The sequence below is a fragment of the Butyrivibrio sp. FCS014 genome (genome assembly GCF_000526935.1).
Classification (GTDB): Bacteria; Bacillota; Clostridia; order Lachnospirales; family Lachnospiraceae; genus Butyrivibrio.
The window spans coordinates 65,539-80,865 of the sequence record NZ_JAHA01000007.1; the positions used below are offsets into that span (position 1 = coordinate 65,539).

Annotated in this window: 8 protein-coding genes and 1 riboswitch; of the genes, 4 read left to right on the forward strand and 4 right to left on the reverse strand. The window is 48.2% G+C overall.

Translation table 11 applies throughout. From position 1 onward, the window contains the following. Positions 1 to 23 precede the first annotated feature (23 nt). From T456_RS0106475 to T456_RS0106485, 3 genes are read right to left on the reverse strand one after another with little or no spacing between them, the layout of a single operon-like run. Positions 24 to 749, reverse strand: coding sequence for a DUF975 family protein (locus T456_RS0106475; protein ID WP_024865460.1), 726 nt, complete (start codon positions 747 to 749; stop codon positions 24 to 26). A gap of 18 nt (positions 750 to 767) precedes the next feature. Beyond that, positions 768 to 1,298: a hypothetical protein gene (locus tag T456_RS0106480; protein ID WP_024865461.1), complete on the reverse strand. Its 531-nt coding sequence runs from the start codon at positions 1,296 to 1,298 to the stop codon at positions 768 to 770. Between the two features lie 32 nt (positions 1,299 to 1,330). Further along, positions 1,331 to 1,741, reverse strand: a complete 411-nt coding sequence (locus T456_RS0106485) for a hypothetical protein (protein ID WP_024865462.1) — start codon at positions 1,739 to 1,741, stop codon at positions 1,331 to 1,333. Positions 1,742 to 1,949: 208 nt separating this feature from the next. Between T456_RS0106485 and T456_RS0106490 the strand changes: the two genes are divergently transcribed. The 4 genes from T456_RS0106490 to T456_RS0106505 all read left to right on the forward strand — a co-directional run bounded on the left by T456_RS0106490 (position 1,950) and on the right by T456_RS0106505 (position 11,612). Beyond that, on the forward strand, positions 1,950 to 4,736 hold the full coding sequence (locus T456_RS0106490) for a Tex family protein (RefSeq protein ID WP_024865463.1): 2,787 nt from the start codon (positions 1,950 to 1,952) through the stop codon (positions 4,734 to 4,736). A gap of 875 nt (positions 4,737 to 5,611) precedes the next feature. Beyond that, a complete protein-coding gene (locus T456_RS0106495; RefSeq protein WP_024865464.1) occupies positions 5,612 to 6,382 on the forward strand; it encodes a hypothetical protein in 771 nt (256 codons plus the stop codon). Between the two features lie 92 nt (positions 6,383 to 6,474). After that, a riboswitch (SAM riboswitch) is annotated at positions 6,475 to 6,578 on the forward strand. Positions 6,579 to 6,797: 219 nt separating this feature from the next. Beyond that, complete coding sequence (gene metK / locus T456_RS0106500) at positions 6,798 to 7,988, forward strand: methionine adenosyltransferase (RefSeq protein ID WP_024865465.1); 1,191 nt, start codon at positions 6,798 to 6,800, stop codon at positions 7,986 to 7,988. A 255-nt stretch (positions 7,989 to 8,243) separates the two neighbouring features. Continuing rightward, positions 8,244 to 11,612: a hypothetical protein gene (locus tag T456_RS0106505; protein ID WP_024865466.1), complete on the forward strand. Its 3,369-nt coding sequence runs from the start codon at positions 8,244 to 8,246 to the stop codon at positions 11,610 to 11,612. A gap of 35 nt (positions 11,613 to 11,647) precedes the next feature. Here T456_RS0106505 and T456_RS0106510 read toward each other — a convergent pair whose 3' ends face one another. Beyond that, positions 11,648 to 15,241: a DNA polymerase III subunit alpha gene (locus T456_RS0106510; protein ID WP_024865467.1), complete on the reverse strand. Its 3,594-nt coding sequence runs from the start codon at positions 15,239 to 15,241 to the stop codon at positions 11,648 to 11,650. Positions 15,242 to 15,327 lie beyond the last annotated feature (86 nt).

Sequence of the window (15,327 nt, forward strand, 5' to 3'; positions counted from 1 at the left end):
TGATGATATATTGGTAAAAAGATTTAGTTATTGCCGGAAGCTGCCGATGCAACAAGGTCCTGATAGAATGCGCAGGTTGATGCGTATCTGTAGACACTTACCCACAGAAGCGGCACGAACAGGGAAATGCATCCCAGAAGATATAGCGGAACAAAGGAAACGTTCAGGGCAAAGAGACGCAGCTTGTTTCCTTTCATAAGTCTCCTGCTGGTGGCCAACAGCTCTTTTGCCGACCTTCCCGGAAAGTCGTGGAGAAGGAAGAAGGCCTGGGAGTAGGTGAGTGAAACAAGGATATTCACCACAAGACCCAGGAAAAGAGCTATCAACAAAGCGGAGCGCAGATCGTAGCTCTGGTCCTGCTGATAGAACACCAGAAGGATCTGGCTGGGAATGCTCACAAGGAAATCCACCAGCACAAACAATGCCTGGATAACAACCGCTTTCTGAGGCTCTTTGCGCAGGCCAAAGAAGATGTCTGAGGTGGATACGGTCTGGGAATACAGAAGATTCATATAAAGATAAGCCTTGCCGGACATAAGAAGGCCCAGAAGGATATTCACTATCAAAGTTATGATGTTGTTGATGATAATGATGGCGATATTGCCTGAGGCGGCCACTGTGGTAAAGCCGGTGGCCAGTATCTGAATTGCAAAGATTATAATGTTGGCACCTATGAGGGTACCGTATTTACCCAGTGATTTCTCTTTGGCAATTCCCTTAAGTTCTGCAGATGATTTCATACTGCTCATGAAAAAGCGCTCCCCACCTTATCCGGCGAGGTCAACGTTTGCCCCCAGCAAGCCCTGCTTGTTCATGTTCTTTCTCGCCTGTATATAAGGATTTTCTTCGTTAGAATATGCTATCTTGGTGCAGGTCTCACCGCCTGCTACATAGGTTCGTCCGCACTCCGGACATACTGCTGTCTTGATTGATACCGATGCCTGAAGGACCTTGCCGTTGTTCATGGCCGCATCCTTGTAGGCGTTGCTCACGTGCTCAGCCTCATGGCCGCGAACCCTTGAAGCTGCCGCCTGAGGAGAAATGTGCTGTGCGCTCTTAAAAGAAACCATCTCGTCGGAACCGTCCTGATACTTGCGGTTCTTGCAGGTCTCACACTCGGCGGGAGAAACTCTCTTGCCGGGCTTTGCCTCTGTGGGCTGTCCGGGATTTAATATCGCCTTGCCCGCTTCATCAGCCTTGCCTGCGCCGCCGGCTGCGTATCCGCTGCCTGCCGCCGCCATCGACATCTGGTTTGCATAAGCACCATATCCACTTCCTATAGCACCGATCATACTCATAGGCACCTCATTTCATATGCCCGGGAAAAGGATCAGTTACCGCCTATGGAAACTCCGATTTCCTTGAGCATATCGTCAAAGCTGACACCGTTCATCTGCTGTGACATCTGGTTTAACTGCTCATGGTACTGAGGATCGGTCAGTACCTTGTGCACGTCATAGGCCATAACGCTGTATCCCAGGACTATTCCCAGGATTCCGAATATGACTGCCCGCCTGGCCTGTGGCAGGAATTTCTCCATCGTTCCCTTGGACAAAAGAGCCATCACTATGGCGATACCACCGATGACAACTCCTATGTTAAGAAAGAAACATAAGGGTATGGAAGCAAGCCCTAAAATAAGGGCCGTGCCTGCCATGGCTACATGCGGATCCAGCTCGTTATGAGCTTTGTTGTAGTCATAGTTATTGTAATAGTAATTGTTGTCCCCGTTTTCTCCCATCAATACTTCCTCAAATACTTATACTTACTATAGATTTTACTATAAAGCCGCCTTTTTTTCAATGTTTGAGCGGGGTTGACGAGTCTTGAAAACTGACTGAAAGGCTTGGTATAATAAGGAAGTGTGTTCTGTTTACGAAAGTTTTATCGAAATTTCCCACAGGGTTTATCCGCAGCAGAACGTATTTTGGTTTTTGGAGAGGTTTTTTATGGACATTGTATTAAAGATCAAAGAAGAACTTGGCGTAGAGAAGTGGCAGGTAGAGGCGGCTGTTAAGCTGATCGATGAGGGCAATACCATTCCCTTCATTTCCCGATACAGGAAAGAAGTGACAGGATCCCTTAACGATGAGCAGCTCCGTAACCTGGACGAGAGACTTAAGTATCTTAGAAGTCTTGAGGAGAGAAGAGAGCAGGTGCTTGCTTCCATAGAGGAGCAGGGCAAGATGACAGATGAGCTTCGGGAGAAGATCATCGCTGCAGAGACCATGGTAGCCATCGAGGATCTCTATCTTCCCTACAGACCCAAGAGAAAGACAAGGGCCAGTGTTGCCAGAGAGAAGGGCCTTGAGCCTCTGGCACAGATCCTTCTTTTGCAGGAGACCACAAAGCCTCTTCAGGAGGAGGCTGCGGCCTTTATAGATGAGGAAAAGGGCGTTAATGATGCGGCAGAAGCTCTTCAGGGAGCCATGGACATCATCGCCGAGGATGTTTCGGACAATGCGGATTTCCGTACCTACATCCGTGAAGCTACCATGGAGGAGGGCGTTCTTACCAGCAAGGCCAAGGATGAGAAGGCTCAGTCCGTATACGAGATGTACTACGACTACTCAGAGCCCGTTAAGAAGGTTCTGGGCCACAGAGTTCTTGCCCTCAACAGAGGTGAGGCTGAGAAATTCCTGGTAGTTAAGATCGAGGCTCCCGAGGAGAAGATCCTTCAGTTCCTCAACAAGAAAATGCTTAAAAATGACAATCCCATCACCACTCCCGTTATCGAGGAGATCAATCAGGATGCCTATGAGAGACTTATAGCTCCTGCCATTGAGCGTGATATCAGAAACGAACTTACAGAGAAGGCTGAGGATGGCGCCATTTCAGTATTCGGCAAGAACCTGACCCAGCTTCTCATGGCACCTCCCATTGCAGGCAAGACAGTCCTTGGATGGGACCCTGCTTTCAGAACAGGATGCAAGCTGGCCATCGTTGATGCCACCGGCAAGGTGCTTGATACCAAGGTCATCTATCCCACAGCTCCCCAGAACAAGGTTGAGGAGTCCAAGGCTGAGCTCAAGAAGCTCATCGACAAATATAATGTAGACCTTATCTCCGTAGGTAACGGTACCGCTTCCAGAGAATCTGAGCAGGTTATCGTGGAACTCATAAAGGAACTGCAGCGTCCTCTTCAGTACGTTATCGTAAACGAGGCCGGCGCTTCCGTATACTCAGCAAGTAAGCTGGCAACTGAGGAGTTCCCTCAGTTTGATGTGGGACAAAGAAGTGCCGCATCCATCGCAAGAAGACTTCAGGATCCCCTGGCAGAGCTGGTTAAGATCGATCCCAAGTCCATCGGTGTAGGCCAGTACCAGCATGACATGAACCAGAAGAAACTTGGCGAGACCCTTGAGGGTGTAGTTGAGGACTGCGTTAACAAGGTTGGTGTTGACCTCAACACCGCATCAGCACCGCTTCTTCAGTATATTTCAGGTATCAGCAAGACCATTGCCAAGAACATCGTTGATTACAGAGAAGAGAACGGCAAGTTCAAGGCTAGAGAAGAACTTTTGAATGTTCCCAAGCTCGGACCCAAGGCCTATGAGCAGTGCGCAGGTTTCCTCCGTATCGCAGACGGCGATAACCCTCTGGATGCCACCAGTGTTCACCCTGAGTCCTATGAGGCTACATTGAAACTTATGGAGAAGCTCGGCATCACCTTCGATGATGTCCGTGCAGCTCAGAAGAACGCAGCCAAGGCAGCTTTGGAGAAACCCGCAGCCAAGTCCGAAGATAAGCCCCGCCCTCAGAAGAAACAGAAGCAGGTAGTAATAAGGAATACCGGAACAGCCATGGGTGCCGCTCTGGCAGCAGCTCTGGCAGGAAGTAACCTTGCGGTTGTGGAGGACGGATCTGATAATGGTGCATCTAAGGGCGTTAGCGGAAAGGGCGCAGGCAAGAACGGCAATGGCTCAGCAAACGACGCAGGTAACGCTACGGCCGGTTCAGGCGCAGGAAGCCTCTCCAAAAAGGTAACCGAGGCTGAGAAGAAGAAACTTGCCCAGGAGCTTGGAATAGGTGAGATCACTCTTACGGATATCCTCTCCGAGCTTGAGAAGCCCTCAAGAGATCCACGTGAGAACATGCCTGCTCCTATCCTTAGAAGCGACGTCCTTGACATGAAGGACCTTAAGCCCGGTATGATCCTCAAGGGAACAGTAAGAAACGTTATTGATTTCGGATGTTTCGTAGATATAGGCGTGCACCAGGATGGACTGGTACACATTTCACATATTACAGATAAGTTCATCAAACATCCCCTCGAAGCTGTAAGCGTAGGCGACATCGTGGACGTTCAGGTGCTTGATGTTGAGCTGGACAAGAAGCGTATCTCTCTTACCATGAAGCTTCAGGATCCCGCTAAGGTTGCCGCAGAGGCAGCAGCCAATGCGGCAAAGAGAGCATCCCAGGCTCCGGCTAAGACTGCTGCTGATGGCGATGCCAAGAAAGCAACTAAGAGAGTCTCTGTTGTAGATCAGATGGCAAAGGAAGCAGGAATCACAAGAAAGCCCGCTGCAAAGAAGACTCCGGCTACATCATCTGCCCGCAGAGCCGATGGACCTGCACCTGACGCAAGACCCGGCGCCGCAACATCATCTGCCCGTCGCCCGGAAGGCAGCAGCGCAGCAGCCAAATCCGCTTCTGCCACAGCTTCCGCAGATGCCAAGCCCAAGACCTTCAAGAAGAAGGGAATTGTAATCTTTAAAGGCAACGCCAACGACTGATGAATTGCAGCATCAGCTGCACTGTTGGAGGATTACTGCACAGAAGAGGGAATTGAGACAGAGGCGTCATATGAAGTAGTGAGACAGGGCAAAGAGCATGTGGATTGAGTTTTTCTTGCGGTGAGTGTGATCGTTTGAAGAGCATGTGGATTGAGCACTTTCCGACACAAAGTACTCTACAAGCTGATTGAGTCGGTAAAATAGCCCCAAAACTTGACGTTATATCGGTAAATGGCTTGTTTTAGCGCTCGGTTATCGGAATAGCGTTTTCGTTCTGAATATTCTATATGCTATTTCGTCAATATCACCGCCGCAAAGTCCAATCACAGACAATTGCGTCGGAAGCACCTTGTAGAAATCATCGAAATCTTGTAAGCCCGTCGCATATAAATATAAGTTCGCCGCACATACCCAATTACGCAATCTGCAGATCGGTCTGTACCAGTTATGATGATGTATAGAACTCGTATTTGTATCATCCTGTTTCGGGCAACACAAATATAAAAAAGTGACAAAAAGAAAAACGGCAAAACCGGGATTTATAACCAGCTTTGCCGTTTTTTGCTTAGAGTCTTTTTCGGATTTTCGTCCGGTTTCTTCTTTTTATCATCTATAGGTCCTATAAGAATTCTCATTTCGTGAGCAAAATACTTACTGTTCTATACAATTATACGAATGAAAAAGAAAAATGGACATAAATATGGGCATTTTTTTACTTGATTTTATTTTAACAATCTGATAACCTAGTCCTCGTGCGCTTCTTGGGCCTTCCAAAGGACCGTATGGACAGGCGCACAAAAAATAATATGTTCCCTGTAAAGGCAAAAAGCTGTCTTTCAAAAGGAACATAAGAGGGTTAAGAGGAGAGAAAATTTATGAAAAAAAGATTTATCGGATTCATGCTGGCTACAGCAATGATGGTTACAGTTGCAGGCTGCGGCAAGCAGATCACACCTGCAGAGAACGTGACAGAAGAGACAGCTGTTGAGGAAACAGCGCAGGCAGAAGAGCAGACAGCAGAGGCTGAGCAGACAGAGTCTGCTGAGGCAGAGGAAAACGAGACAGCAGAGGCTGAGGCTCCCGCAGAGGAAGAGAGCGACGTTGAGTTCACAACAGGAACCGTAAACGGCAATGTATATGAGAACGAGTACTTTGGTATCAAGCTCACTGTTCCTTCTGACTATTCATTCCTTGATGATGATACACTTTCACAGCTTACAGGTATGGCTTCAGATATCATGAAGGACAACAAGGCTGCCAAGGAGGCACTTGAGAACGGAACAGCTGCTATCGTAGCTTACGCTATCAAGTCAGGCGCTGCTGATAACATTAACGTAACTATTCAGTCAAACGCATCTCTTGCAAACGCTGTATTCGATGAGAAGGCTATCATGGATGTAAGCAAGGATCAGCTTAAGAGCGTGCTTGAGTCACAGGGCGCAGAGATCACAAGCTGCGAAGTTGTTGAGAGCGAAGTTGCAGGCGAGAAGCACTACATCATCGAGCTTGAAGGAAACGTTAACGGTATGGAAGTACATGAGCAGGTTGTTAACTTCCAGAAGGGTGATTACATGATGGCAATCGCAGCCAGCACCTTCAATTCAGACGATGTTGCCGCACTTATGGCCGGTGTTGAGAAAAATTAACGTTTATTTTATCAAAAGACTATTGATTTATTTTATACCATAGGTTATTATTGCATAACGGACGACGTAAGAAGTCCAATATAACTATAGTTCTCTTATTCAGAGTGGTGGAGGTACATAGGACCTGAGAAGCCACGGCAACCCCTGACATACAGGAAGGTGCCAACCTGAGCGTGCAACTTTCGAGGCCTGATAGTTAGGCTGAGATACAACGAGCAATAAGAGGATCTGAAACCAGATCAGTTCCGCTTGTTTGTGTCCTGCACGCACCAAACAAGCGGATTTTTTACGCGTGTTATGGCAGAGGCATGAATCAACCTCGATATATGCAAAGCCACGTAAGTGAGGAATCGCGGAGTGATTTCGAGTATGCCATAACGCTTTATTGGCGCAAAGCGCAAGAAAGGAAAGAAGAATGGATAAGTTTATTTTCACATCCGAGTCAGTAACAGAGGGACATCCCGACAAAATTTGCGACAACATCTCAGACGCAATCCTTGATGCCTGCATGGCACAGGATCCCATGAGCCGTGTAGCCTGCGAGACTACAGCCTGCACAGGTTTCGTTCTCATCACAGGTGAGATCACCACAAAGGCAGTTGTAGATTACGCCAAGATCGCAAGACAGACAGTTTGCGAGATCGGCTATGACAGCTCAGAGAAGGGCTTCGATGGAAACACCTGCGCAGTTATGGTTGCTCTTGATCAGCAGTCAGCTGACATCGCTATGGGCGTTGACAAGGCTCTTGAGGCAAGAGAGAACAACATGACCGATGAGCAGATCGAGGCTATCGGTGCCGGCGACCAGGGTATGATGTTCGGTTATGCTACCAACGAGACAGAGGAGTATATGCCCTACGCTATCAGCCTTGCACACAAGCTCACCAAGAAGCTCACAGAGGTTAGAAAAGACGGAACTCTTCCTTATCTTCGCGCAGACGGCAAGAGCCAGGTTTCTGTTGAGTACGATGAGAACGGCAAGCCCATCAGACTTGAGGCTATCGTTATCTCAACTCAGCATGACGAGAAGGTTACACAGGAGCAGATCCACACAGATATCAGAAAGTATGTTATTGATGCAGTAGTTGATGCAGCTATGGTTGATGCAAACACCAAGATCTTCATCAATCCTACAGGACGTTTCGTTATCGGCGGACCTCAGGGTGATGCAGGACTTACAGGACGTAAGATCATCGTTGACACCTACGGCGGAGCAGCTCGTCACGGCGGCGGAGCATTCTCCGGCAAAGACTGCACAAAGGTTGACCGTTCAGGTGCTTACGCAGCAAGATACGTTGCCAAGAACATCGTTGCAGCAGGACTTGCTGACAAGGCTGAAATCCAGCTTTCATACGCTATCGGCGTAGCACAGCCCACATCAATCCTTGTAGACACCTTCGGAACAGGTAAGGTTTCCAATGAGAAGCTCACAGAGGCAGTTCGTAAGGTATTTGACCTTCGCCCTGCAGGAATCATCAAGATGCTCGACCTTCGTCGTCCCATCTACAAGCAGACAGCAGCTTACGGACACTTTGGCCGCAACGATCTGAACCTTCCCTGGGAGCAGCTTGACAAGGTAGAAGAGCTCAAGGCAGCAGTACAGTAATCTATATAAATCGCTTATATAATGAAAAGAGACGCATCATGCAGAGACGCATCATGCGTCTCTTTTTTTGCGTGTGAATAAATATACTATTAAGATTCTAACCGCGATATAAACGAAAAATGAAATTTATTTTAGATTTTACAAAAAATACCCCCTTTTATGATGGGTCACATGATGGGTCATAGGGTAGAATCTATTTTGGAGTTCACACTAAATTCACACAAAGTTCACACATTCTTATGAGAGGGTAAACAAATGAAGAAAAAATCAATTAAGAAGCAAGTAGTAAAAGCGCTTGCAGTGGGAATCAGTGCATCTATGGCGCTTCAACCAATGGCAGTATTTGCCGAGGGTGAAGCGGTACTTGAACCTATTGCACCGGCCCCTGTAGAAGGCTCTGCAGAAGAAGTTCCCGCAACTACCATATCCGAGTGGGTAGCTCCTACTCCTCAGGACATTGAGGGTAAAGCAGATGCTGCGCAGGAAGCTGCAGATGTTGTTTCAAATGATGTTGAAACAAACGAAGAAACCGGCCAGGTTCGCGGAGACCTGGACACAACTATCGATGATACTGAGACACTTACAGAAGATGTCTTCGACAACAGCAATATCTTTGAGACTCCCGGAGAAGCAGGCCCCGGTGTTCCTTTCGGAACAGACGCTGCACTCAATGTAGTTGTTGATGCTGCTGTTATAGCAACTCACGATCATGCAGAAGATGCTAAGGCTGATATTGAGAGTGCCAAGAAGGATCTTATCGTGGGTGAGATCGCTGAAGCTCAGGAAGAGCGTGGTGCTCAGGATGCAGCTAAGGCTGTCAATGATATGCAGACTCTGGCTGATGCCACCGATAAGCAGGTTGACGATGCAATAGTACAGGCTAATGAGTACGTTGATGGCATCAAGAATGCTACAACCCGTAATGCTGCACAGACAAACTATAACAATCTGGTAGCTCTTGCAGGCGAGACAGAGCAGGCAGTTATCGATGCTAATTCAGAGATGGAAGAGCTCAATGAGAAGTATGATGCTGCTAAGGCATACCTTGTAGCTGCTCAGATGAGATTTGAAGCAGCTATTAATGGTAGGGATGGCGCTTCTGCTGATGTTGCTGAGGCATCCAGAGAGATGAAGAAAGCTCATGAAGAGATTCATCAGCTCCAGGCGGATATTGCAGTAGCAGAGCAGAATATTGAGAGACATTACGCAGTAGCTCTTGAGATCGTAGCTCTTCAGGAAGAAGTTGCTAATGCTCCTGAGATTGAGAAATCCGAGAAGCAGGATCAGCTCTTTATAACAGTTATTGAGAAGCATTATGCAGACCAGTTCGCAGGCAAAGATGCTAAGAACGTTAAGGTAGAGAAGTCCGATAGCGGATACTTCACACTTAGCTATGAAGTTCCCGGCAAATCCCCTTATCGCACAGAGTTCAAGCAGAAATATTACACCTATGAAGTTGGCGAGAACGGAAATATCTCTTTCAGATTAAAGAGCGCTGAGCAGGTTGCAGCACTTGATTATGCAGCTAAATTTGAGGCAGAGCATAAGATTTCTCTTACAGATGAACAGAGAACAGTTTACAAGACTACCGAAGAAGGAAGACCTGGTCATGCTGATAAGGTTACATATTACACAAAGTATGAGCTTGAAAACAGAGATGATGTAGTATTTGTTGATGGCCAGCCTTATTTCCTTAACGGTAAGGGCAAGACTACACCTGAGATCACAATAGTTGGTGAGGACAATCTTAACAGCCTTTACAATGAGATTGCTCCCGGCGAGACCAAGGAAGTTGCTACCGGTATCGTAGAAGGCACCGAGCAGGTTTCCTATGAGGTTACAAAGAGCGGACGTCTTCTTAAGCACACAACAGCTACTGTCAATGTGACTGAGTATAAGAGAGAGCAGACCGAAGAAGCTGAATACAAGAAAGCATATGAAACAGGGAAAGGTCGTAATAAGACTACTGTTAATGGATACACCGAAGCTGATAAGAAGGCTGCTCAGGAAGCTTTAGAGGAAGAGTATGAGACAATCGTTATCTCCAAGATCGTAAATAAGGAGAAGACCTTCTTCGTAGTTTCCGGAACATATACACCTACATTCGTTGTTGACCTTGACGCCGCAGGTGGTATTTATAAACGTGCAATTGGCGGCTATAACGCTAAGAATAAGCTCATTGATGACATCGATGACGATATCATAGGCAAGTTCTGGTATGATGACAGTAAGCTTACTGCTCAGTATGAGAGCGATGTTTCAATAGCACTTGGATACGAGAATTATAAGCTTGGCGGAAAAGTGGTTCTCACCAGAAAACAGGTGTCAGGTGTTATCACTTCTGACGAGTTCGTATATTCAGATGATGCAGCTTTTGCTGCAGCCATAGCAGATCTTAAGAGTAAGATGAAAGATAATCTTGGCAAAGATGGCTATACAATGTCAGATGTGGTTCTGGATTCTTATAAGTATAATACAATTTGGCGTGGACTTATTCCTAAAGTAACTGTTGAAGATAAGGAAGTTAAAGTTTCACCTACAGAAGATTTCATTCTTAATCAGTCCTCCCTTACTGTGGACGATTACAAGAAGTATTCTTACTACATTGACTACATCAAGAAGGTTGGCGAGAGCACCAAGGAAGGCGAGCTGATCTCAACTACCGAGTACAAGAATGCTAAACATGCTATTGAGATCCTCCAGAATTCAGGACGTGAGCTTGAGCTGATCGATAAGCACTATCAGGAGTACCTTGATTATGCCAAGGATCTGCTTGATAAGTATCAGAGATATGCCGAAGAGGCAGAGGCTGTTCATCAGGATATCAAGCAGACTCAGAAGGATCTTAAGAAGCTTGATAACGCCATCGACAGACTGAACGATACACAGAAGGCAGGCGTTCTTCTTGAGTCGCTCCTCAATGGCGCAACAATTGCTGATTACTTCGGAATCAGTGAACTTCCGGAGGAGGAGAAGCGTGAGATCCTCGGTCATGTTAGAGAGGAAAATCTTGAGAATATTTCAGTCAGAGGACTTATCAGAATCTTAGACAGACTGAAAGTAAGAGCAAATAATAAGCTCCTTGAAGCAAATGAGAAACTTGGAGAGTTCGATGACATTCTTGCTACTGCAGATGAAGAGCTTCAGAAAGCACTTGAGCGTCTTCCTGAACCCACTCCCGGTCCCGGACCCGGACCTGGCCCTGCACCCAGTGGCCCTTCAACCACAGAAGATGTTATCACAACTTTGGCAGTTGTAAATCCTCCTGCAGCAGAAGAGGAGGCAGCAGTTCTTGGTGAGCAGAGACGTGTTTCCAGAAGAAGAACAGCAGCTACTGTAGAAGAAGTTGAAGCACCTGCTGAGACACAGGAAGCTCCCGCAGTTCAGGAAGAGCAGAAAGCTCCTGAGAAGACTGAAGAAGTTGAGGTTAAGCCTGAGACAACTATCGAGGATGCTGATACAGCTAAGGCTGCAGCACCTATACAGGCACAGACAGGATTCCCTTGGTGGATTCTTATCATCGTTGCAGCGGTAGCAGGCGTATCGGTTGAGGAGATCGTAAGACGCAGAAACGCTAAGGCAAAAGCAAACAGCGTAAGCGACACAACCAATAAGGATATCTGATAACTGATTTTTACACGTATAAAACGTGCAGCTCGTTATGTGAGCTGCACGTTTTCTTTTCCAAATACATCGGAAAGAGCTGCCAATGTAACTTTATCTGCATTTATGCTCTGGGAGCGCCCCAGGGCTTTCACCTGCTTGGTCTCTTTGAGGTATATCTTTACCTCATCATGGCCGTCGCTCTTTGCAATGATCTCTTCAAGAGCACCGGATCCGGCTTCATAATCCTCCTTGTTGGCAAACTGAACCCAGACAGTCTTGGGAACTTCATCAAAGGTCTTTACCTCAGAGGCGATAAGCTTGGCACTGCGGCCCTCCTCCACCGAAACTCTTCCGGAGATGAAAACCTTGGCATCCTCCATGAGCTTTGGCCCGTAGGTCTCGTAGGCCTTGGGGAAGACTATGACCTCCACGGTGCCAACCATATCCTCTATGGTGACGAAGGCCATCACCTGCTGAGTTTTGGTGTATTTAATGGTCTTGGCGGTGATGATTCCGCCGATGGTGGCGTTTGCCTTGTCTGTAACAGCGGGAACACTGTCGCCCGCAGAGGAATTCTTGTCATCATCGGTTCCTTCCTTGGTCTCCACAAAGAAGTCGGTGGAAACATTGGTGATCTTCTTTTTCCACATATTGACGTACTCTTCAAGTGGATGCCCGCTGGCATAGATTCCCAGTACGTCCTTTTCAAATTCAAGGAGCAGCTCCCTGTCAAACTCTCCGACCTTGGGCATGGGGATCTCGTATTGCTTCTTCTGATCCTCTCCCGCAATATCAAAAAGAGTCATCTGCCCGGCCATGGCATTTTTGCCGGAGGTGTGGAGCTGATCCATGATGGTTCCGTAGACGGTTATCATCTGCTTCCTGGTGTGGCCGAAGCAGTCAAAGGCACCGGCCTTTATAAAGTTCTCAACGGCACGCTTGTTGACTTCGCACTCGCCGCCCTGCATTCTGGTGAGGAAATCGTTGAGGTCCTTGAACCTGCCCCGGATCCTTCTCTCATGGACGATACCTTCGATAATGGGTCGTCCCACGCCTTTGATGGCAGTGAGGGCATAGCGGATTGCCTTACCGGAGGCCTTGCCTGCAGCAGCGCTTCCTTCAGCTTTGGAATTGTCACCGGCGGCGCCGCTTCTGTCCACGGAGAATCCCTCAACGCCGTCATTTATATCAGGGGGCAAAAGAGCTATCCCCATATTCCGGCAGGTCATGATGTAGCCCGCAACCTTACCCGGGGCATCGATGACGGAAGTCATCAGTGCAGCCATGAATTCAGCGGGATAGTAGTATTTGAGCCAGGCGGTCTGTATAGCCACAACGGCATAGCAGGCAGCGTGAGCCTTGTTGAAGGCATAGGCTGCAAAACTCATCATGGAATCAAAGATGCTCTTGGCAACTTCAGGAGAGATGCCCTTGGCTGCGCAGCCGGGGATTCCCTCTTCGGGATTGCCGTAAATGAAGTTTGCCTGCTCACGTTCCAGCTCGTCTGCGTGCTTCTTACTCATGGCGCGGCGGATCATGTCAGCTCGTCCAAGGGTAAATCCCGCCAGCTGCTGGAATATCTGCATAACCTGCTCCTGGTACACGATACATCCATAGGTTGTACTAAGGATAGGCTCAAGCTCAGGAGTTGCGTAGGTAATGGGCTCCTTGCCGTTCTTGCGGGCAATGTAGGTTGGAATGAAATCCATTGGGCCCGGGCGGAAAAGGGCCACGCCCGCTATGATATCCTCCAGTGACTGGGGCTTGAGGTTCTTCATGAATGCCTTCATTCCCGGAGACTCCAGCTGGAAGATACCGTCTGTCTGTCCTGATCCTATGTAGGAGAGAACATGCCGGTCGTTGTAATCAATTTTGTCTATATCTATAAAGTTAGGATCTCCGGGCTTTGCACCGATGGACTTATTGGCGTCACGCACGGCATCCTTGATAACGGTCAGAGTCCTAAGCCCCAGGAAATCCATTTTAAGAAGTCCCAGTGATTCCGTGGTCTTCCAGGGGAACTGAGTGGTGACACCGCCTTCTGCGGAGCGGGCAAGAGGTATCATATCCTCCGCCGGGTCTTTGCAGATAACCACGCCGGCAGCGTGGATGGAAGCGTGCCTTGGAAGGCCTTCAAGCTTCTTGCACATGTCAATGAGCTTGTGGGCAGTGGGATCCTCGTCGTACATCTTCTTAAGGTCCGGGCTCAAGCTAAGGGCCTTATCCAGAGTGATCTTGGGATCCGCAGGGATCATCTTGGCAATCTGGTCCCCGTAGCTGTAGGGAAGGTCCATTACTCTGGCAACGTCCCTTACAACGCCCTTGGCCAGGAGACTTCCGAAGGTTATGATCTGCATGACCCTGTCGGGGCCGTACTTGCGGGTAACGTAATCTATTACCTCCTGGCGCCTTTCGTACTCGAAGTCCACGTCTATATCGGGCATGGACACACGCTCGGGATTAAGGAAACGCTCAAAGAACAGATCATATTTAATAGGGTCGATATTGGTTATATGTATGCAGTAGGATACGATACTTCCGGCGGCGGAGCCACGGCCCGGGCCTACAGCGATGTCGTTCTCACGGCAGAAATTGATGTAGTCCCATACTATAAGGAAGTAATCCACATATCCCATGTTCCTGATGATATTAAGCTCGAAGTCAAGACGCTTACGAAGGGTCCCGTCATCATCGGGATATCTCTCCTTAAAACCGTCGTCGCAGAGCTTGTTGAGATAGGTCCAGGAATCGTACCCCTCCGGAACATCGTAGCTTGGGAGTTTGCTCTTGCCCATCTCGATATCCACGTGACATCTGTCGGCGATCTTCTGTGTATTGTCGATAGCCTCCTGAGCATAAGGGAAAAGAGATCTCATCTGCTCTTCACTCTTAACGTAATACTGCCCGCCCTCGTAGCGCATACGGTCTTCGTCGCTGACTTTTTTGCCCGTCTGGATACACAAAAGCAGGTCGTGAGCTTCCGCGTCGTCCTCGTAGGTGTAGTGGCAGTCGTTGGTGGCTACAAGCGGGATCCCCAGCTGCTGGGACAGAGCCATGAGAGAGTTGTTCACCATGCGCTGTTCGGGAATGCCGTGATCCTGCAGCTCCAAAAAGAAGTTGCCCTGGCCGAAGATGTTGTTGAGGCGAAGGGCTGCCACCTTGGCAAGGTCGGGAGTACCCTTTAGGATATTCCTTGGTATCTCGCCGGCAAGACAGGCACTTAGTGCTATGATGCCCTCATGGTACCGGGAAAGAAGCTCGTAATCCACACGGGGCTTATAGTAGTAGCCTTCCGTGAAGCCGCGGCTCACGATGTGGGTGAGGTTCTCATAACCCTTGTTGTTCTCTGCAAGAAGCACCAGGTGATAGTATCTGTCGTCGCTCTGGGACTCTCTGTCAAAGCGGGAACCGGGAGCAACGTAGACCTCGCAGCCGATTATGGGATTGATGGCATAGTCGGTGGGATCGTCCTTATTGACCTTTTTGCAGGCATTATAGAAGTCGATGACACCGTACATGACACCGTGGTCCGTAATGGCACCGGCGGTCATGCCAAGCTCCTTGAGGCGCGCTACATATTCTTTTATTTTATTGGAACCGTCCAGAAGGCTGTATTCCGTGTGGACGTGAAGATGTGTGAAAGCCATATGAAATCCCCCGTTTTTGCTCCTTACATAATAACACATTACGAGGGAGGATTGTGGGACACCTTCCTATATGATGATGGCTTTTT

Excerpts from the sequence above, each read along its gene's own strand:
- T456_RS0106475 (WP_024865460.1), bottom strand. The coding sequence starts at position 749 with ATGAGCAGTATGAAATCATCTGCAGAACTTAAGGGAATTGCCAAAGAG.
- T456_RS0106480 (WP_024865461.1), bottom strand. The coding sequence starts at position 1,298 with ATGAGTATGATCGGTGCTATAGGAAGTGGATATGGTGCTTATGCAAAC.
- T456_RS0106485 (WP_024865462.1), bottom strand. The coding sequence starts at position 1,741 with ATGGGAGAAAACGGGGACAACAATTACTATTACAATAACTATGACTAC.
- T456_RS0106490 (WP_024865463.1), top strand. The coding sequence starts at position 1,950 with ATGGACATTGTATTAAAGATCAAAGAAGAACTTGGCGTAGAGAAGTGG.
- T456_RS0106495 (WP_024865464.1), top strand. The coding sequence starts at position 5,612 with ATGAAAAAAAGATTTATCGGATTCATGCTGGCTACAGCAATGATGGTT.
- metK (WP_024865465.1), top strand. The coding sequence starts at position 6,798 with ATGGATAAGTTTATTTTCACATCCGAGTCAGTAACAGAGGGACATCCC.
- T456_RS0106505 (WP_024865466.1), top strand. The coding sequence starts at position 8,244 with ATGAAGAAAAAATCAATTAAGAAGCAAGTAGTAAAAGCGCTTGCAGTG.
- T456_RS0106510 (WP_024865467.1), bottom strand. The coding sequence starts at position 15,241 with ATGGCTTTCACACATCTTCACGTCCACACGGAATACAGCCTTCTGGAC.